Origin of the sequence: Snodgrassella sp. M0110, assembly GCF_016101465.1 — a bacterium.
Taxonomy (GTDB): domain Bacteria; phylum Pseudomonadota; class Gammaproteobacteria; order Burkholderiales; family Neisseriaceae; genus Snodgrassella; species Snodgrassella alvi.
On record NZ_JACFQM010000012.1, the window covers coordinates 16,434 to 37,541 of the forward strand.

The following is a 21,108-nucleotide window of genomic DNA, read 5'->3' on the forward strand; positions in this document are numbered from 1 at the left end:
CAATGAGACGGCTGATTCTGGTCATGGCAGTACTCTGTGTAGTCACCTTGTATGTTTTGGCGGTTGCCACCGGCAATGCTGGTGTTTTATCACAATATTTCTGGTTCGCTTTTGGCTTTGCCTCACTACTGGTACTGGCACTGACACTGATGGCCGGTTCTTACTGGTGGAAATTGCTGCAAAGCCGGCACAGGCAGGAGTTCGGTTCCAAAATTGCATTGCGTCTGGCTTCCATGTTCACCCTGGTAGCTGTATTACCTGGTTTATTTCTGTTCGGAGTATCTGCACAGTTTATTTCACACAGCATTCATTCCTGGTTTGGTAATGATACTGAAGAAGCACTAAACCGCAGTATCAGCCTGAGTAAATCAGCTCTGGATTATGAGCTGGACAACACTGTTCGCCGGGCGGCCAATATTCAGATCGCCCTGATTGCTGCCAGTGGTCTGGAACAGCCTCTGTTACCTGTTCTTGAACAAACTGGCAAAAGCAAACAGTTCAGTCAGTTAAATATCCATAATTTAAACAATAACCAGCTTGTAGCTGAATACAATCCTCATCATCTGTCTGCACCTGATCTGAATCAAAATCTGCTTCAGCGCTTACATACCTCAGGTTCTGTACGTGAGATTGAAAGTATTAATAATATTCTGTATGCACAGGGCTGGCTAATTTTACCCGGACATAACAGCGATAACGTTCTGTTTTTCCGCCAGCCAATTCCCGCCAAAGTAGCACAAGATGCAACCCTAATTGAAGCAGCACGAGCAAAATATGGTGAACTTAGCTTCACAAAAGAAAGTTTGCAGACTTTTTTTCTGGCCACTCTGCTAATGGCTACTTTGCTGGCGATTATTCTGGCGCTGCTGGTGGCATTGTATTTTGCCCGCCAGTTTGTTGCACCGATTCTGTCACTGGCAGATGGCGCCCGGGCTGTTGCAAAAGGTGATCTGGACGTACAACAAACTATCTATCGTAACGATGAACTGGGAAAATTAACTGACCTGTTTAACCATATGACTATTCAGCTGCGCCATTCACGTGAGCAACAGGAAGCGGCCAGACATTATCTGGAACATATTCTTAATAGCCTGACTACTGGTGTGGTTACTCTGAATCCAGAAAGATGTGTGATTACTTTCAATCATATGGCAGAAAACATCCTCGGCCAGAATCTGTCTCCGGCACTCGGGCAGAATATTAGCCAACTTACAGAACAAAATCTGCAAACTGCAATGCTGGCAGATGTATTTCAGCAAATACTGGCTACAGAATATCAGAATAAACCAGCACAAATTACCTATAATCATAAGGATGAAACCTTAATATTACTCGGGAAAGCCACACCTCTGCCTAAAGACAGTGGAGGTGGTACTGTACTGGTGTTTGATGATGTTACGGCTCTGGTCAGTGCACAGAAAGAAGCTGCCTGGGGTGAGGTTGCTCAGCGACTAGCACACGAAATCCGTAATCCGCTTACACCAATTCAATTATCGGCAGAAAGACTGGCATGGAAACTTCAGGATAAATTAAATGAAGCAGATGCACAGATCCTAAGCCGTGCCACTAATACCATTATCCGGCAGGTAGCAGCAATGAAAGATATGGTTGAGGCATTTCGTAACTATGCCCGGGCACCAGCATTAAAATTCACAAATCTTGATTTAAATGAATTAATACGCGAAGTTTTGGTACTTTATGAAGGTAGTAATTGTACATTTACGGTTAATTTGAGTAAGATAGTAATGAATGTTAACGCTGACAGCGGAGCATTACGTCAGGTTATTCATAATCTGCTTAAAAATGCAGTAGAAGCAGCTGCAGCATCTGCCTCACCTGAAGTAAGCATACTGACCGAGTTAAATGGCGAACATATTCTTTTCTACGTAAGTAATAACGGTAAAACATTTAGTCAGGAGATGTTACTACATGCATTTGATCCATATGTAACAGATAAACCCGGTGGGACCGGACTGGGATTGCCAGTAGTAAAAAAAATTATTGAAGAACACGGTGGGCGGATCCAAATCAGTAATCAGAAAAACGGACTGGCTTGTGTCAAAATAACCTTACCATTACAGGTGAATAGAAATGCGAAGCAGTGATATTTTAATTGTTGACGATGAAGTAGGTATCCGTGATTTATTATCGGAAATCCTGCAAGATGAAGGTTATACCGTCACCACAGCCGAAAATGCCGATACTGCCCGCCAACTACGCCAGCAAACCCGTCCTGCTATGGTATTGCTGGACATCTGGATGCCAGACTGCGATGGAATTACCCTATTGAAAGAGTGGGCAAAATCCGGGCAATTAACTATGCCGGTAGTGATGATGAGCGGTCATGCCAGCATTGATACTGCTATAGAAGCTACGAAAATTGGCGCACTGGATTTTCTGGAAAAACCCATTTCTTTGCAAAAACTGCTGAGTACTGTAGACCGTGCTTTAAAATACGGGCAGATGCAGGCAGCTTCTAACCTGACACTGGATAAACTCGGTCACAGCCCTGCAATTAAAGAGCTGAATCAGCAACTTGAACGCATCGCAAAATTCAGTACCCCGGTATTACTGACCGGTGAGCTGGGCTCCCCTTTTGAGCTGGTCGCACGTTCCTTTCATAAAAATGCAACGCCTTGGGTAGAACCATCCAAAGTAGAACAAATTGTTGACGCTCCAATAGAATTATTGCAAAAAGCTACCGGTGGTATACTCTATCTGGGTGATATAGCTCAATACGGTAAAAGTACTCAGCAAAGCATTAGTTTTATCCTGACCAAAGCAGATCGCTACAATGCACGTATTATCTGTGTTTGCAGCAGGTCAATCAAAGAAATGATTACTGATCCGCTACAGGATACCAAACTACTTAATACCCTCTCATCATTAATTGTTGCTATTCCTCCATTACGTTTGCAACTGGATGACATGGTATTTCTGGTAGAACAAATCACCACTGAGCTGGCAGAAAGCCAGAAAATTCCACCCGTAAAATTCACAACCGCAGCTTTGAATGAAATGCGTCAGTATAATTGGCCGGGTAATCTGGAACAACTGCGTGGTGTCGTTAAAAGCCTGATGCTCACTGCAGAAAATAATGAAATTGATGTGAATGCCGTCAGTACTATTCTGAATCAGTTCAAACATAATCAGCCTCATGAAATCATGAATGGCTTTAATTTTGATCTGCCTTTGCGCGAACTCCGTGAAGACCTGGAGCGGCGCTATTTCGAATACCATATTGCTCAGGAAGGCCATAATATGAGCAAAGTAGCTCAGAAAGTAGGTCTGGAGCGAACTCATCTTTATCGTAAACTCAAACAGCTTGGTATTCAGTTTTCTCGCCGTCAGGCAGAAAAATAAATCTAAAATCTGTTTAGAATCTAATTATGAATTTTATTCATATTATTCAGCGGATTTTTCAAAGAAAATTTGCAATAAAACATTGATTGAGCATGTCTGAAACGTTATGGTTAGATATCTAACCATAACTGACGGAGAGGCTGTTTAATCATGAGCTTTACAAAGCTGAGCTTTGAATTTTTCCCACCGCGTACCGAAGAGGGGCGGCGAAAACTGGCTGTCACCCGCAAACAGTTAAGCCAATATCAACCTGAATATTTTTCATGTACTTATGGAGCAGGTGGTACTACCAGATCCGGTACACTGCAAACAATTACCGATATTATGAATGATGGAGTGGCTGCTGCGCCTCATCTGGCCTGTATCGGAGCCAGTCGTGAAGAAATGATTAGCCTACTTCAAACCTATAAAAACATGGGTATCCGCCATATTGTGGCGTTACGCGGAGATGTTCCTTCCGGCGTGGGCTTCGGACATCAGGGTTTGCGTTATGCAAATGAACTGGTTACTCTTATCCGTCAGGAATTTGATGACTGGTTTCATATTGAAATTGCCGCTTACCCCGAGTTCCACCCTCAATCTCGCAGTGCGGAAGATGATATCAATCATTTTGTACGTAAATGTCAGGCTGGTGCTGACTCAGCTATTACCCAATATTTTTTCAATGCTGACAGCTATTTCTGGTTTGTAGACGAAGTACAGAGCAAAGGAATAGATATTCCAATTATTCCCGGCATCATGCCAATTGCCAGCTTTTCTAAACTGGCCCGCTTTTCAGAAACCTGTGGCGCAGAAATTCCCCGCTGGTTGCGTCTGAAACTCCAGTCTTATGCTGATGATACGGCATCAATCAAAGCACTTGGACTTGATGTAGTAACTGAAATGTGTGACCACCTGTTACAACAGGGAGCGCCCAGTTTACATTTTTATACCCTGAATCAGGCAGGGCTCGTTTCTACCATCTGTCAGCGCTTAGGCTATTAGATCAGATAAAACTTAAATGTCTAATTACTGCCCAAATTACAAAAGCCCTGGTCACACCAACGATCAGGGCTATATGCATGCCGTTAATTAACTAATATAAAAAATTGATATCTGAATTAAAACAATCACGACACAGTCAATAATACTAATGTGTTAATAACTGGTTCAGAAACTGTTGAGCGCGTTCATGTTGCGGACGCAGGAAAAACTCTTCCGGTGTAGCCTCTTCAACAATTTCACCATGATCAATAAATACTACCCGATCGGCCACCTCTCGGGCAAAGCCCATTTCATGTGTGACCACCATCATCGTCATCCCACTAAGTGCCAGATCCTTCATTACCTTCAGCACTTCACCTATCATTTCCGGATCCAGAGCAGAAGTCGGCTCATCAAACAGCATTACTCTTGGTTCCATAGCCAGTCCTCGGGCAATGGCAACCCGCTGCTGCTGCCCGCCTGACAACTGCTGCGGAAAAGCATCGCATTTATGTTCCAGCCCTACTTTAGCCAGCAGTTCCTTAGCTTTGGCTTCAGCCTGCACGCGACTTTGTTTTTTCACCTTCATCGGCGACAAAATAATATTTTCCAGAACTGTAAGATGCGGATATAAATTAAAATGCTGAAATACAAAACCAACCTCAGTTCGTACCCGATTTAAATCAGCTTTCGGATCAGCAACATTAATTCCGTCAACCCAGATTTCACCCTGCTGGATTTTTTCAAGCTGATTTACCGTACGAATCAGCGTAGATTTACCGCTGCCAGAAGGACCGCATACAACTACGACTTCCCCCTGGCTAACAGTCAGATTCACACCATTAATAACATGCAAATCTTTAAACCATTTATGAACATTCTTAAATTCAATCATGTATTCCCCACATCCTGTAACTGTCTGCATTAATCATTCAGACAGAAGCGCCATTGTGCAACAAATGATTACTTAATGCCACATAAAGCTCTGGCGTAATCCTTTCTGGCCGGCTGCCGGGATCAATACCTACAGCCATCAATGCTGCATCGTCTACTGATTCTTTCAGATTATTATGAATAGTTTTACGTCTCTGTTGAAAAGCTTGTTTGACTAATGCTGCAAAATGATTAAAATCCTCAGCAATACCAATGCGACCACGCTGCGGAATCATTCGTACCACAGCTGAATCTACCTTTGGTGCAGGTATAAAGGCCCGAGGCGGCACATTAAGTAAATTTTCCATCTCAAAAAAATACTGCAGCATGACACTTAAACGCCCGTAATCATTACTGCCTGCCACTGCCACCATACGTTCAACCACTTCTTTTTGCAGCATAAAGTGCATATCTATAATATCATCAGCATACTGACCAAAACGAAACAATAACGGCGTAGAAATATTATACGGCAAGTTACCAACAATCTTTTTTTTACCGGGTACAGTATTAAAATCGAATTGCAGGACATCACCCTCATGAATTAATAGCTTTGATGCAAATGGCAGCGTACGTAATCGAGCTACAATATCACGATCAATCTCAATCACATGCAGTTTATTTACGGTCATAGCAAGAGGTTCTGTAATTGCTGCCAGACCGGGACCAATTTCAATGACCGTATCCTCAGGCTGTGGACGAACTGCACGCACAATATCCTGAATGATACTTTTATCCTGCAGGAAATTCTGGCCAAAACGTTTGCGGGCACGATGTTCTTTCATATCAATTCCTTCAATTTTGCCCAATTATAAGATAAAACCGGCAGCCAGATTAACCGGCACAATTCCCTTTGATTAAACCACCAGCAACTGCATGTGTTTAATTTGCCAGATAATGTAAAGGATTAACCGCCTTACTATTCACTCGAACCTCAAAATGCAGTTTTACACCAGTAGTTCCGCTATCTCCCATTGTTGCGATTGTCTGTCCGGCCTGAACTTTCTGCCCATTAACAACTTTCAAGGAATCATTATATGCATAGGCTGTCATCGTACTGTTACTATGCTTGATCAGCACCAGCTTGCCATATCCGCGCAACTCCTCTCCGGCATACTGTACTGTACCCGCTGCAGCTGCTTTAACCGGCGTACCACGGCTACCGGCAATATCAATACCCTTTTGCGTCTGACCATTAAATGTACTGATTACTTTGCCCTGCACCGGCCATCGCAAACGAATATCAGGAGCAGCTGTTGTAGTCGTTCCGGTATCCGGTTTAGGTGCAACACGACCAGGCTGCCGTTTAACGCTGGAAGAATTACCTGAGCCTGAGGCAGTAGTTGGTTTACGTACGCGAATCAACTGCCCTACTTCAATAGCATGAGGATTGGCCAGATTATTCCAGCGAACTAAAGTATTCACATCCTGATTAAAACGTAAACCAATGCGATATAACGTATCTCCGCGCTGAACCCGGTAATAACCATTTTGCGCACTACCATTCATTACCGGTGCCTTAGCCGGATTACTGTTACTGGTACATCCGCCCAGCAACAAACTGCCGCCCAGCAGCAAAGATAAACCAGACCGCCATAATATTCCGTTCAGTTTCCATACCTGCATCATTTAATTTATCCAAACTCCGAAAAATGCATAAAGCATAATTTTAAATTACTTTGCAGTTGATATTAACATAGCTTTTACCTTCTAAGTTGTCGGCAAATATATCCATTTTGTGATTGCCATATTGAATTCCCCGCTCCTGCAACCATCTGTAAAAATTGTTATAGCTAAAAAGGGAAACTTACATGCGTTACATAGGCTGGGCATTACCGATACTGGCGGCACTGGAAGTTATTTCCATTATTCTGGTTAGCAATCTGATTGGTGGTGGTTGGACACTGTTTATCATTTTACTGTCGATTTTCTGCGGTATTTTTATGCTGCGCAATATAGGCCTATCCGGCTTATTTCTTGCCATGGCCACCATTCGTACCGGCAACAATGTATCGCTTTACCAGCTATTATGGCCTGTTCGATACATACTTGCCGCCATTTTGCTTATTAGCCCCGGATTTGTTTCCGATATATTTGCAGCCCTGTTATTATTACCCATTAGCGGCAAATCTCAGACTGGACCAAACCATTCCTTCTCCGGTTCATCACAAGCCGGACAAGAAGACATTATCGAAGGTGAATTCACAGTTGAAACCGATAACGAACAAACCCGTCATTCCGGCACACAACAACACCTTCCGCCCGAATAACCATAAATCAAAAGCCGCACGGAATTTATCCAGCGGCTTTTTCATTACGTAACAATAATGCTGATTACTCTAAACGCATTTGCGGAAACAGAATAACATCACGTATCGTTTGAGCATCTGTGAGCAACATTATCAGACGATCCATACCAATACCACAGCCACCGGTTGGTGGTAAACCATATTCCATAGCCCGAATATAATCCGCATCGTAATGCATTGCTTCATCATCACCGGCGTCCAGCTGTGCTACCTGAGCTTTGAAACGCGCAGCCTGATCTTCAGGATCATTTAATTCTGAATAACCGTTAGCCAGCTCACGTCCGACCACAAATAGTTCAAAACGCTCAGTTAAGCCCGGTTTGGTATCTGATGCACGCGCCAGCGGTGAAACTTCTACAGGATAATCCACAATAAATGTCGGCTGCCATAATTGTGCTTCCGCGCATTCCTCAAACAATGCCAGCTGCAAACTACCGACGCCCTGAGCAACAGGCAAAGCCCCGCCCAATTTCTTTATTTCAGCTTTCAGCCATGCCTCATCTGCCAGCTGCTCATCTGTATACTGCGGATTAAAATGTTTAATTGCTTCTACAATAGTCATACGAGCAAACGGCTGGCTTAAATCTACCTCTTTACCGTTATAACTCACTACCGCACTGCCTGTTGCTTCAATAGCCGCGGCACGAATTACCTTTTCCGTCATATCCATCATGCGCCGGTAATCACCATAAGCCTCATAAAACTCCATCATAGTGAATTCCGGATTATGACGCGTACTCATCCCTTCATTGCGGAAATTACGGTTAATTTCAAACACACGCTCCAGACCACCCACAACCAGCCGTTTCAGATAAAGCTCAGGTGCTACACGTAAAAATAAATCCATATCCAGAGCATTATGATGCGTAACAAACGGCTTTGCCGTAGCACCGCCCGGAATCGGATGCATCATTGGCGTTTCTACTTCCAGATAACGTTCACTTACCATCACATTTCGTACTGCCTGAATAATCCGGCTCCGTTTCACAAAAGTGGCACGCGTCTGCTCATTGGTAATCAAATCCACATACCGCTGCCGATATTTCTGCTCCTGATCAGCCAAACCGTGAAACTTGTCCGGTAATGGCCGCAAAGACTTAGTCAGCAGTCGCAGACCGGATACTCGCACTGTCAGCTCACCGTGATTGGTTTTCATCAGTTCACCTTCAGCACCGACAATATCACCCAGATCCCAGTGCTTGAAAGCATTATGAGCCTGTTCACCAATCCCCTGATTATTAATATACAGCTGAATACGTCCGGTCATATCCTGAATGGTGGCAAAACTGGCCTTTCCCATGTGACGTTTTAGCATGATACGTCCGGCCACTTTTACCGGAATTGCCTTTTCTGCCAGTATATCTTTATCAAACTCATCATAAAGCTGATGCAAATCTCCGGCAAAAGCATCCCGCTTGAAATCATTCGGAAAAGCAACCCCTTCGGCACGAATTGCCGTTAGCTTCTCACGGCGGTGTGCCATAATCTGATTTTCATCCAGTTGTTCTTCTTGCGCGGCAGCTACCGGCGCATTCTGCTGTTCACTCATATGTATCCTCATACTATATGCAGTTGTTATCAACAAGCAACTGCCCGCCTGACACCATTGAGCATAGTATAAAATTCAGGCAATAATAAATTAGAAATAACCGTCTATTCTAAGTCAAAACAGCCAGTTTGACATCTAAAACACCTGCCCCAGTTACAACAATCCAACATTGCCCGAAGAAGTTCCGGCGGACAATTACAACAACTTAACACCATCAAGTAACAAAAACTGCAAATATTATCCTAAACAGATAAATCATTACTCATCAATAACCACAGCATAATAGCCCGCTCAGACAAATTGACAACGGCAATATTGCTTAGCAACTAAAACAGCAAAATAAGCCTGCATAAATCTTAAATTAGCAAACAATAGTCAAGATAAAACGTGGTGAGATATTTATAATTTAAATGACATTTAATTAAAATATACAATTATCTCCATTCAGATATTTAAACCTTATCCTGTAGTGTATACAGGTAACTGTACGAAATATCAGCAGACAATTTTTTGATTTAATAATAATTACATGAAATACAACTCATTAACCTACCGGTGGCGAATAATAAATTTAACAGCAAATACATTAACTTTATCGCAGTACCACCAATCAAACCAAACATTCCTTCTCAGGAGACGAGCATGTATCAGCTGCACTTATATGATACTCCCACCGCGATGAATACAGCTCTGGCTACAGCCATCACCGCCAACCTACAAAATGCAATTAATCTGCGTAATTGTGCTTCACTGGCAGTTTCTGGCGGTCCGGCACCAGTCGAACTGTTTCAGATACTGAGCAAAACACAACTGGCGTGGGATAAAGTGTATATCACCCTTGTAGATGAGCGCTGGGTAGATAAACACCACGAAGACAGCAATGAACGGCTCATTCATACTCATCTACTCCAGAATAAAGCCCGGACAGCACACTTTATCAGTCTCAAAACAGTAGCTGAGAATCCTTATGACGGAGTAGACGAGATACAAGCCCGTTTACAACAATTCTTACCCTTGCCTATAGATGTACTGGTATTGGGTATGGGAGATGACGGACATACTGCATCGCTTTTCCCTCATGCCGAAAACCTGACCAAAGGTCTGGATATGCATTCGGACAGAATGGTAATAGACATGAAACCGCTAACAGCACCGCATGATCGTATTTCCCTGACTTTGCCAGTAATATTGAACAGTAAGCATTTATATTTACAACTTTCCGGGAAAAAACAACAGCATGTCCTGCAACAGGCATTGGCTGGTACCAACAGTAATGACATGCCGATCAGAGCTGTTCTGCACCAGCAAAAATGTCCGTTACAAATTTACCTGGCTCAGTAAAAACATACTCCATAAACCGGCCGGATGATTAAGAAAGCAGCAATTAAAATATAGATAAACAAATATAAAAAAACTGAATCCTGTAAAAGCAACAGGATTCAGTACCTATATACATCCCGATAAATTCCATCAAGATTGTGCAAGAAAATTATTTAAATAGCATATATTTTTATAATAATTGTATTTTGACTGATTACAGCCCTTTAAAATGCAAACGCGCAGCGTGATCTAAATACAGTTTTAACGGATCAGGTTTCGTTGGGTGCGCACCAGCAAGCTGATTGATTACGTCCGGATGGTCCATTTGATAGTCAGAACCAATAACCCTACCCAGGTGAGTAGCATAACGGCCAACTAATCCATTATTCTGTTTACGTTCTTTTTTGAAGAATGCACCCAATGCTACCAAAATAGCATGCGTATGATCTAGAATATTCAAACCCTCATTGACGGCATTCAATTTGATGATACCACTCCATAAATAATAGTAAACACCATTAGTTTCCAGCTCTTTACCCTATCCACCCCATGTTGCTTGCAGACCTTGCGGATATTTTTTATTAAATTCGTTTGTACCTTCGGTAGACAGATTTTTTAGTGAACCTTTAAAATCCTGAGGTAACAGTGATTTAGTGCTTAATAAACTGATCAGTTTCATAAATAATTCAACAATCAAATTAGTACTGTTTACAATTACAGAAGTTACAAAACCTACCAATGCCGAATGCAGAACTGCAACATAACGACGGGTAGGTGAATCCTAACAATGTCCGATCAAATTAACTTTTTCAGCACCGCTTTTTCTTAGAATTTTTCTAACTTCAGCAAGTAGCTGCTCATCACGTTCTTTAGGTGTATTCGTAGCAGAAACAGCAGGAGTATATACTTCGCAACCCAATTTTCTTAAATAATCAGCAATTTTAAAAAATATGGATAATCAAGCATGCGATCAAATCCAAAAAAACAATGCACAAGTACAATTGGATATTTTATACTGAATTTGGTTTAATTGGTTTTTAGTATCTACCATTTGATTTTCCTCACTACTATTTCATGTATATAAAAAATTATTTATTATTTAATAAATATGATTGAAAAAATAATTATTTTTTATTCTGCATGTATCTTTATTTAAAGTTTTGCACCTTTATCAATCGTATATACAATAACGACAAAAATTTTATTATATTGGTAAAATACTAAATAATATAATTTATACATTAACATTATATTAAAAACCTTAAAATCATAAATTTAAATATGCCCGAATAAGAAATGTGTACTTTATTTTAAACTACTAATATAGATAATATTTTTAATCAAATAAACTGATCCTGTTCAGAAAATATTATCTAATTATTCTTTCGACATTTATTACAGAATAATGATTAAATCTATAAAGTAACTAATAATAATGGTGAAAATCTACCTATTAAATTTAAGATATAATTAAGAACATAATTTTATAAATTAATTAATAAAATATTTTCTTGATCAGAAAAATTTAGCAGAAACTAAATAGCTATTTTTATTTAAATATCAAGCAGAATATACTTAATTCCGACTAAAACATAAAAAATACGTGTTTAGCCAAAAAATGCTGAACACGTATTTATCACCAAAGATTAAAAATTTATTTTAGCTTAAACATAGCCATACTAATTAATCCAATATTACCATCTATGCTCAACAGACAAGTTACCGCGATAACCTTCTCGTTTAGTGCTACCAAAATCGTGCTCATAGCGTATATCACTATTAATAAAGCTATTTTTTGCCAGAGCGATTTTAAGCCCAAGACCTACTTCACCCCAGGTTTTTGCATATTTTTCACGTAAACTGTCCTTACCTATATCAACACTGCCCGGATTAATAAAGTCATGCCAAATATTACCTATAGCATAAAAAGTGACTGGTCTGGCATTTGCATTAACCCCATCATACCCCAGCCGAACGCCGACTCTGCCACGTAATGCATCCTGACCATTCTGATCAACTTGACGATATTTATCGTTAAAACTATCCAGATCGATATACTGATAAACCAGTTGAACCTGTGGCTCAATCTTCCAGCTTCCGGTGACAGAAGCTGATTTACCTAATTCAAATGCCCGTCCGGCCTCTGCTGAAAGTGCAACACCCCATCCATTCTGGCTATCCGGATTATTCCCGTCACGTGCTATATATTTGTTGTGTAAATAAGATACTTGTCCCACCAAATCCACATAACTATTATTCGGCATATAGAAAGTATTCGTAACGCCAACACTAACAGCATCGGATTTACCTTTACCGGTATATTTGTCCGCGGAAATTAAGCCATTCTCTGAATGATATTCATCTGAAAAATCTGTATTGCCTCTACTGTAAGCAATATAGACTCCAGTATGATTATGGCTGCCATTATCATTGAATTTATTCAGAAAATCATGCCCTATTTGAATACCGGCAATGTCCGTATCTAAGTTCAGCCGATCTTTACCGTCTTGCTTCAGATGTTTACCGTAAATTCTGCTCCAAGTCTGTCCATGAATAAATTTATCAGACTGATTTTCACAGTTAGAACAATTTTCTGCATCAGCATTCAGATATGCCCCACGACGTTCATGCAGAGTACCGACACTCGCAAAAACCTGTTCCTGATTCACACGGGGCATAGCCACATAACCAGCTACTGCATCTGCATAAATGACTTTTCCCGGTTCTTCGGTATCTTTTCTTTTAGCCTCCATGGTCCAATAATAGTCATCACCATTACCGTTTTGTCGCTTAGCCAACTGAACTTCAGTAGCTCCCGAGGTTTTTGCAGTACCTTGGAAAGCCATATGATCATCATGAACACCAACATTAATTACAGGAATAGTGTTAAGAATATGCTCGACTTGTTTAACATTACCATCAATTATATTTTCGTTTCCATCTTTATCTACAGCCACAACCTGCGTCACACCGAAAGCAGCACCTAAGATAGTTAGCTTATCTGAATCCGAATTCTCACCATCCTCACCCCCCGGAGCATTCCAAAGGGTATTTATTTTTACCACAGATGAACCGTCATCACTGCTAGTGTAATCGCCGGTTATCGTTAAATGATCATCATACTTAGCATGGTTTTTATTATCCAGACTGATGATGCCGCCTTTGTTTTCAACATCTCCCTCCAAAATAAAATTATTTCCGCCACCGTCGTCCCATGCTGCATTAAGAACTGCACCGTTACTTAAGGTAAGCTTGTTAAATTTTGCTGTATTTTCTGACCCGTTTTTCTTTAAATTCCAGGTAAATCCGTCAGACAGATTCAGATTAAGAGTTGGTTCACCAGCGCTATTATCCGATTTTTGATTTTCTTCAGTTTTAACTGCACCTTTTGACACTAATCCAGTCATACTTCCTTTACCATATGCATTAAATGTCACAGAAGAAGCCTGATAGTCTTCATGTCCTTTTTCATTACCTGCTTCATCATAAGTATTAGAAAAAAATTCATAACCGTCTGCAGTATAATTACCACTTACATTAAGAATATATCCGTTATCATTGGCAGTAAGATCAGTCTTATCACCGGAAAAATTCAAAACGGTATTTACCTGCCCCTGATCAACAAAAATTAAATCTTTTCGGCCGACTGATCCGCTGACATTGGGATCCATACTTGTACCGGTAGTAGTAAATACAGCATTTTTGAAACTGGCCATTACATTTTTTGAAGCTGCCTGTTCTAGTTTCCCGCTACTGTTCTTATCATCATGAGTCCCAATTTCCAGCGCATATCCATTGGTTTTGATGGTAGTGCTACTGTCAGCATAATCTGCTTTCAAAACAGAATTGCGTAACATTTTAATACCGCTGCCATGCAATGCATCGGTTGTATCAATATATAAATTGTGATGAGATTCCAGAATACCAGCACCGGAACCCGTGTTACGTACTTTCCCCAATTTAACAGCAGAGCTGTCCCATTGCTGATTCTTATTGTTAAGCTCATCGCCTTTTTTAATAGTAATGTAGTTATTTTCGCCATTCAGTACCACAATTGGTGTCAGTTCACCATTAGGACCTTCACTTTCAGCATCACCATGATTATTTTTATTCCCTGATACATAAATACCAATTGCGCGATTCCCGGTTAAAGTCATGTCTAAATCACCATTTACAATAACCCTGCCTGCTGAACCATCTCCTTGATGACCATTAGCAGCACCCTGAATCACTCGAATACCATTATTCAATATAGGCGTAGCTTTACCACCATTGCCTTTAGTAGTTTGATTAATTGTTAACTTATTAACTTCTATAGTAGTATATTTACCGCTAGTTGAATTAGTTTCACTAGAATTAACTGTTGAACCAGCAAGTATGCCATAAGAGGCAACACCATCACTTGAGTTATTACCAGTATAATTATCGGTGATATTTAAAGTCACATTTCCAGCAGTTATATCAACACCAGAATGTGAAGATATCCCCTGAATATTACCATTACCGTTAATTGTAAAATCCAGATTACCCGCTTCAATTTTAGCGCCGTTATAACCATAAGAATATTGATTGCCCAATCCCGTATAACTACCATTGACATTAGCATTTAATACATTATCGCCTACTTTAAGTGTCCCATGTAATTTGCTTCTGGTAAGAATATAAAACTCCGCATTACCAGATTGCTCAACGGGATTATCATTTGCAGCAATATTATTACAACTGCTATTTACCCCATTTTTATCACCGACCAAATATGATCCATTGGTGTCACTGGTACAATCATCAGCAAAAGCTGTAGTTGAAGCGGCCAGAAATGAAACAGTTGCAGTAACTTTACAAGCTCGTTTTACAAGCTCAGAACAAGCAACAGTAGTGCCTGTTAATTTATTAAATTTAGTTTGATAAATTTTATTCATGATTATCCCTCTTAACAGCAATAAATTAACATAATTTTATTTGCTGACTTTAAATAATTTCATTTTGATTTATTTAGAAAATCAAAATATTTAATATAAAATTAACATTGAATTGTTTTTACTATAGTTTTGGCTTTTGATTTATGATAACCGTAATAACACAATTGATTTTTTAAAACCATTTTATATATAGATTTTGTTAATAAAACATTTTCCAATCCGAACGGACAAAAAAAAGTTAAGATCCATAATTTCTTAACTTGATCATTCTCATGATTACATTCAATAAAATTCACATAATCTAATGCCTGATTCAAATATAAATTTTCCTCCTCATTATTAAAATACGCCCAATTCATATACCCTACTGGCTTGTTATCTCTAATAACTAAAGCAAAGTTTTTTGATTTAATAATCGGTAATAAAATCCCTAAAGCACTGTCTAATGCAGCCCTTTGATAGTCAGTATTTTTACTCCACAACCAAATCATAGCACCTAGAACTTCCGCATCATTCCAGGTTGAATTTGGAAAAATACTTGGAGCTATTACTCGAATTGATTCATTCTGAAAGGCTGACATTTCATTCTTCTTCATTCAATTAGATCAAAACAACAAGGAAAAACAACAATAACATGTTAAATTTATTAACTAAAACAAATATAATTGACAATATATATCCATATTTTACCATTTAAAAACATAAATTAGATAATATTAATAATTTATATTTTATATATAATATATTGCATTAATTAATTATCAATTTATTTTAATTAAATTTATTTATTTAATATAAATAATAAATAGTTTAAATCAATAATATTAATTGAGTTATATAAAATCTATATAGACAATTATTTAATATATGATTTTACCTTATAAATACCTAGCATTAAATGCTCTATGATCCTCATGATCATTTTCCTTACTGCCATTACGGTTAATAGCAAAACCACTCTGTTTTATATTAATAAACTGTTGCCCCGATTAATTTTAAATCTTACAATTGCAAATAAAATTATATCAAATAACTATTTAAATAAATAATATAAATTACTAAATTCATTTTATTTCCGGTCTGAATTTCAAGCATCAATGTCTATAGAAATAATACTTATTACGCAGCCAATTAGCCAACATAACTGTATATGAACTATAACGTCAAAACTAACGCAGGTATGCTTCTGTCGGTATCAGTAAAATAACAGATAAAAACAAACAAAGGATAAATTTATACCAGATTAAAATTATTTGATTTTCTAATTAAATATTTATTCATTGATTGATAGTCCAAATGAAAATAATAATGCTAAAACTGATGCTTTTTGATTTTCAACATTAAATGATGAGGTATCTATATCAAACTCATACAAAAGCTCATTTTTATTTAGTAAAATAAAACCATAAGAAAATAATATATTTATTAGATCAGAAAATTCATGATACATTGTATCAATACTATTGATTACTTTATTTTCATAATATAAAAAAGCATATGTTGACACCAAAGATAAATATAAAAATGAGGGTTTATTATAATGTTCAAATTGAATAGATATACAAAAATCATCATTTAAATCAGTATTATCTGTTATTTTAAATAAAGAATAAATATCATGTAATATACTTTGATATTTTAATGAGTTATATGACTTCATTACAAAATGAAAATTTGGTTTTTCTAAATCTTCATATGCATTAAGAATATCGTGAAAAATTTGATTGTTTTTTGCGCACATTATTATCAATATTCCTTTCCTGCTGAGTGTCCGTGTGCTTCACCTTTGGAATCGACATGAACTCTGACTTTTGTTTATACTCCGTCATTGAGACCAGTTCCAACCCTATTACCAATTTTCATATCAAATTTATCCGGTTGATTTGGTACAGGACTTTCCTGAGTTATGGTATCACGTACTAATTTATCAGTATTAGCTTTACTATCAAATACTGATGTTGGTTTACCTTGCTTTATTCTATTATTATATTGAGGCGTACCCTGAATATGCCCAGCTTGTTTTTTTGGTGATCAGTTTTATCTGTTTAATAGCTTCTGATCCGGAAACAAACTGTAAGGTTTACCTGTATTCTTCGTTGTGGCAACTTTCAATGTGGCCAGTCACGTCGTAGGGGTAATCGCTCTGCCCCTGACGGTTGTGTTTTTTACCTGCCAGCCTGTCCAGATTATCGTAGCTGTAGCTGCGATCCAGTATGATATCCGGCAAAATGCCAGCTCCGGGACGTTTAGTCTGTTTGCCGTAAGGCGGCTGGTGCGGTCGTATTTAAAACTGGTGTGCATTCTGCCCTGACTGCGCAGGGTTTCTCGATACTTGAAATTAAAGTACTCTTCATTAGTTCCATGCACTAGCTTAGCCGTGATTGCACGAAGATAGTAATAAAAAATCGGAAGAATATAATCCATAGATTATTTCCGTTTTTACATTTATTCCTTACTAATAACTTTTAGCTACCAGCGTTTTTTCATCGTTACTATATCTAGATTCATAATCTTCAATATATTCAAGTTCTCTTGTTAATTTACAACACCATTTGTATGGTTTAAATTCATATGGATTATGAATAACAAACCCTTCAGAGAAAATATACTCTGGCAAAATTTCATCAACTGGCATATACAAATAAACGTAATCACCTTCTTTTAAGAAGATAGTTTCCCCCATATAGTTTTTTATTTCATCTGTCTGAGCCAAACCAACAATACCTGAATCTACACCCCTCTCATTATCAAAATCTGCAAATATTCTACTATTTAATCCTTTTATATATTTTTTTACAATTATTATTGACAGTCATTCTTCGCTTCTCTATTTTCTTTAGGAATTAGTGGATGGAACGAGAGTTAAATAAAAAAAGCTGGAAAGAGAAGATTTGATTTTTTTACCCAGCTTTCTTTATCATTTAAAAAGGTAATGTCCTTTTAATAGGAGCAAATTTTCTAATATCAACATCTTGTAATTTAAAGTAATTAAAAGCATCTTCTATATTGGAAAACTCAGTAAATTCTTCAGTTGCATAATCTTCGTACATTTCCATTTTATTTTCCGGTATGTGGAAAAGATAAGTATTGTATTGTTCATCCTCTTTTTTAATAGCATATTCAAATAAATAATTTTCACCATTTATATTCTTTATCTCATCAAAACCTCTAACCTTACCATTCTCTATGGCAGTAATTAATTTTTTTATATACAAATCAACCATATATAAATCAATCCTCATCGTTATCCTATCAGAACGTTTAATATTTATATGAGGCAAAGAACCATGCCCTGTACCTTCATGATCATTATGACCATATACACGACCAGTATTAGAGTCAATAGGGCAATCTTTTCTATAACGGACTATACCATCTTTTTTCTTAAATTCCTTGAGTTTATTTTTTTCTAATACCAGCAGCATCCTGTGAACCAATCCCTCTTACTTTTTTATCATCCGGAAAAGCCTCCATCAATATTTATATGCTCCCTTTTTGACTTAACTGTGACAATGATTCCTTGATGCTCTTTTCGAAAAAATTTCTCTTTTTAAAATATGAAATAAACTCCAGCAGACGATCCATATCAGTGGATTAGGCACGTAACAGCAAAGATTGATTTCTCCATTCGGCACAATCGGATCCGGCTAAGTAAAACGATCTGTATCCGGATACATAATACTTGAAAGTATTGAGGTACAGTACGGTTTCTCTGTCTAAATACTGCCCCTGATATCGCAGATTCTATTGTATCGGGATATGTGCTGCCTCCTGTATCGGTTTGCATCACAGCTGTTATGATCATTTCCAGACGATTTCGCCGGTTCCATCCGCCTGCTCTTCCGGCATGCTGCTTACATCGGTATGAAAAAGCTGATTATTCATACTTTTCATCATTTTATAACTCAATAAAATCTCTTCATTTTATTTCCATTAAAATTTTAATCTATTTATATAATAATGGTAGATATAACAAAGAATTGTACGCACAACCCTGTCAGACTAAACAATTAGTTAATGGGATTGAGGATGTACTTGTTTAGTGGATTGAACAAAAGATAAATAAAAAAGCCAAAAAATTTGATTTGCTTACCCGGTTTTTATTAATTATAGTAAGTGAAACCAAAAAAATTATTTGGATCTAAAAATAACTGCCTTTCATTTTCCCCATCTGTGTAATTAATCTCAATAGTAGAAAACGGGATTGCCTTGTAGTCAATTCGAGTTACTTTTATTTCCTGTTCAGTCTTAAATAGTTGTGAATATATAGACATCAAAGAAAATTGGTCATCTTCTTCAATATCAAACCATTCATTTATATTTTTCAACTGATTATGGCGAATAATTCCATCATCAATATATAATTCGAAGATATTTTCATTTACGATGAAATATATCCTCTCATACATTGGGTGGAAAACTGGCAGGGTCTCAGCATCTGTATAGCCAGAAATCATAACGTCACTTATAGTACCTTGTATCATGCGGTTAAATAATTTTTTCATAGTCATTCTCTATTGAGAAAAAATAATTCCAATATCCATACCCATCCCAGACTCAATAATCGTTACAAATTCCTCTGTGCCATCAGGTGTTTTTTGGATATATAAATCATTTCTTTTCCTCTATACGTTTTCATTAGTGGCTGATTTTTTTATTGTCCCTGACCAACATAGACTAACTTCGCACTATCCCGCAACATTTCAATATTCTTTAAAAATTCAGTCCCTTTTGTCAACTTTCCATTTTGGATATTTTTGCTTAAATAATCTTCAAGGAGACCTTTGTGTTGAATAAGTCATCTTTAAAATTTTTGCCGAGTTTTCTATTGCAGCCAGTTAGTCCCAGTAGATTAATATATATCAGAGGATTCTCGACGTACTTATACAGGTTTAATCTGTCTTCCAGGCCTATCGACTCAGGTAGTAAAGTAATCTGTATACTGATCGTAGTACCTGAAAGTATTGTAATGCAGTCCGGTTCTCTGTCTAAATACAGCCCCTGATACTGCAGCTTTTGTTGTACTGAGATATATTCTGTTTCCTGTATCAATTTACCCAACAGCTGATATGAGTATTCCCAGACAATTTCACCGGCTTCATCCGTCAACCCCTCCGGCATACCGTTCAGGTCGGTATGAAGGTAGTAGATTGTACTCTTCCTGATTGCCTGTTTGGTTTAACCGCACCAGTAGTGTAAATGAATGAGGCCAAAAAAGATTAAAGATAGCTTGCTTTAGTAAATTGAATAGAAATTAATAATTAAATAAACTGGAAAATAATAATTTTTCCCCAGTTTATTCAATGTAATTTATTTATGAATATTTAATTTCATAGTTTCCAACTATATCGAAAATATGGTCATAAGTGCTAAGAATTATATGCTGGACTTCATCTTCATTCGTATCCTTTATCAAATCAAAGCATGATTTAGAATTTTTTTCATACGGATAATCATCTAAACTATATATAGTCAGTTTTTTTATGTTACTAAATAAAAAATCAACATTAACATCTAAAACACCTATAAGAGCTGGTTCACAGCAAGACAAAGATAACGATGTTCTAATGACAAAATTTAAAGGATATAAGCTGAGTTCAGTCTCTGATATAATTAAAGCATCCCGCCCGATAATCAAGCCATATTTTGTTTCAATTGGTTTTACATTCATTTTATTTACAATCTTTTCTTATCATTAATAATTTACCAGTATTTTTAGTTGAAAATCTTCTCATAAGGTCAATTTCAGAAT

Annotated in this window: 20 protein-coding genes; 6 read left to right on the plus strand and 14 right to left on the minus strand. The window is 37.8% G+C overall.

Annotated elements, in window-relative coordinates:
- The first annotated feature begins 2 nt into the window (after positions 1-2).
- From H3T84_RS11070 to metF, 3 genes are all read left to right on the plus strand, one after another.
- A complete protein-coding gene (locus H3T84_RS11070; RefSeq protein ID WP_037475195.1) occupies positions 3-2,105 on the plus strand; it encodes an ATP-binding protein in 2,103 nt (700 codons plus the stop codon).
- Positions 2,092-3,363 (plus strand): sigma-54 dependent transcriptional regulator, encoded by a 1,272-nt coding sequence (locus H3T84_RS11075; RefSeq protein ID WP_037475198.1) that lies wholly within the window; start codon positions 2,092-2,094, stop codon positions 3,361-3,363. Before H3T84_RS11070 ends, H3T84_RS11075 begins: the two co-directional genes overlap by 14 nt.
- Before the next feature lie 150 nt (positions 3,364-3,513).
- Entirely contained in the window at positions 3,514-4,347 is an 834-nt protein-coding gene (gene metF, locus H3T84_RS11080; RefSeq protein WP_037475201.1) for a methylenetetrahydrofolate reductase [NAD(P)H], read from the plus strand.
- 145 nt (positions 4,348-4,492) lie between these two features.
- Here metF and H3T84_RS11085 read toward each other — a convergent pair whose 3' ends face one another.
- From H3T84_RS11085 to H3T84_RS11095, 3 genes are all read right to left on the minus strand, one after another.
- A complete protein-coding gene (locus H3T84_RS11085) occupies positions 4,493-5,221 on the minus strand; it encodes an amino acid ABC transporter ATP-binding protein (protein ID WP_100116523.1) in 729 nt (242 codons plus the stop codon).
- Positions 5,222-5,258: 37 nt separating this feature from the next.
- On the minus strand, positions 5,259-6,044 hold the full coding sequence (rsmA, locus tag H3T84_RS11090; RefSeq protein ID WP_174832809.1) for a 16S rRNA (adenine(1518)-N(6)/adenine(1519)-N(6))-dimethyltransferase RsmA: 786 nt from the start codon (positions 6,042-6,044) through the stop codon (positions 5,259-5,261).
- A gap of 97 nt (positions 6,045-6,141) precedes the next feature.
- On the minus strand, positions 6,142-6,888 hold the full coding sequence (locus H3T84_RS11095; RefSeq protein WP_232346187.1) for a peptidoglycan DD-metalloendopeptidase family protein: 747 nt from the start codon (positions 6,886-6,888) through the stop codon (positions 6,142-6,144).
- 182 nt (positions 6,889-7,070) lie between these two features.
- Here H3T84_RS11095 and H3T84_RS11100 point away from each other — a divergent pair, with 182 nt between their 5' ends.
- Complete coding sequence (locus tag H3T84_RS11100) at positions 7,071-7,529, plus strand: FxsA family protein (protein ID WP_037475210.1); 459 nt, start codon at positions 7,071-7,073, stop codon at positions 7,527-7,529.
- Positions 7,530-7,593: 64 nt separating this feature from the next.
- Here the strand turns inward: H3T84_RS11100 and lysS are convergent, their stop codons facing one another.
- Positions 7,594-9,117 carry a lysine--tRNA ligase gene (gene lysS, locus H3T84_RS11105; protein WP_174832805.1) on the minus strand — a complete coding sequence of 508 codons (1,524 nt, stop codon included), beginning with the start codon at positions 9,115-9,117 and terminating at the stop codon, positions 7,594-7,596.
- Positions 9,118-9,759: 642 nt separating this feature from the next.
- Here lysS and pgl point away from each other — a divergent pair.
- On the plus strand, positions 9,760-10,458 hold the full coding sequence (gene pgl, locus H3T84_RS11110; protein ID WP_037473810.1) for a 6-phosphogluconolactonase: 699 nt from the start codon (positions 9,760-9,762) through the stop codon (positions 10,456-10,458).
- Between the two features lie 193 nt (positions 10,459-10,651).
- On the opposite strand, the gene H3T84_RS11115 is transcribed toward pgl, so the two are convergent.
- From H3T84_RS11115 to H3T84_RS11135, 5 genes are all read right to left on the minus strand, one after another.
- The gene (locus H3T84_RS11115; RefSeq protein ID WP_198219138.1) at positions 10,652-10,897 is read right to left on the minus strand and encodes a hypothetical protein; all 246 of its coding nucleotides are present in this window, start codon (positions 10,895-10,897) and stop codon (positions 10,652-10,654) included.
- Between the two features lie 78 nt (positions 10,898-10,975).
- The gene (locus tag H3T84_RS11120) at positions 10,976-11,116 is read right to left on the minus strand and encodes a hypothetical protein (protein ID WP_198219139.1); all 141 of its coding nucleotides are present in this window, start codon (positions 11,114-11,116) and stop codon (positions 10,976-10,978) included.
- A 1,015-nt stretch (positions 11,117-12,131) separates the two neighbouring features.
- Entirely contained in the window at positions 12,132-15,356 is a 3,225-nt protein-coding gene (locus H3T84_RS11125) for an autotransporter outer membrane beta-barrel domain-containing protein (protein ID WP_198219160.1), read from the minus strand.
- Positions 15,357-15,457: 101 nt separating this feature from the next.
- A complete protein-coding gene (locus tag H3T84_RS11130) occupies positions 15,458-15,937 on the minus strand; it encodes a toxin-activating lysine-acyltransferase (RefSeq protein WP_198219140.1) in 480 nt (159 codons plus the stop codon).
- Positions 15,938-16,629: 692 nt separating this feature from the next.
- Positions 16,630-17,097 (minus strand): hypothetical protein, encoded by a 468-nt coding sequence (locus H3T84_RS11135; protein WP_198219141.1) that lies wholly within the window; start codon positions 17,095-17,097, stop codon positions 16,630-16,632.
- 357 nt (positions 17,098-17,454) lie between these two features.
- Between H3T84_RS11135 and H3T84_RS11140 the strand changes: the two genes are divergently transcribed.
- Positions 17,455-17,667, plus strand: coding sequence for a hypothetical protein (locus H3T84_RS11140; protein WP_198219142.1), 213 nt, complete (start codon positions 17,455-17,457; stop codon positions 17,665-17,667).
- A 144-nt stretch (positions 17,668-17,811) separates the two neighbouring features.
- On the opposite strand, the gene H3T84_RS11145 is transcribed toward H3T84_RS11140, so the two are convergent.
- The 5 genes from H3T84_RS11145 to H3T84_RS11165 all read right to left on the minus strand — a co-directional run bounded on the left by H3T84_RS11145 (position 17,812) and on the right by H3T84_RS11165 (position 21,027).
- Positions 17,812-18,069, minus strand: coding sequence for a hypothetical protein (locus H3T84_RS11145; protein WP_198219143.1), 258 nt, complete (start codon positions 18,067-18,069; stop codon positions 17,812-17,814).
- A gap of 208 nt (positions 18,070-18,277) precedes the next feature.
- Positions 18,278-18,781: a hypothetical protein gene (locus H3T84_RS11150; RefSeq protein WP_198219144.1), complete on the minus strand. Its 504-nt coding sequence runs from the start codon at positions 18,779-18,781 to the stop codon at positions 18,278-18,280.
- Positions 18,782-19,459: 678 nt separating this feature from the next.
- Positions 19,460-19,861: a hypothetical protein gene (locus tag H3T84_RS11155; protein ID WP_198219145.1), complete on the minus strand. Its 402-nt coding sequence runs from the start codon at positions 19,859-19,861 to the stop codon at positions 19,460-19,462.
- A gap of 256 nt (positions 19,862-20,117) precedes the next feature.
- A complete protein-coding gene (locus tag H3T84_RS12540; protein ID WP_370524139.1) occupies positions 20,118-20,522 on the minus strand; it encodes an RHS repeat domain-containing protein in 405 nt (134 codons plus the stop codon).
- 148 nt (positions 20,523-20,670) lie between these two features.
- Positions 20,671-21,027, minus strand: coding sequence for a hypothetical protein (locus tag H3T84_RS11165; RefSeq protein WP_198219147.1), 357 nt, complete (start codon positions 21,025-21,027; stop codon positions 20,671-20,673).
- Between the last annotated feature and the right edge of the window lie 81 nt (positions 21,028-21,108).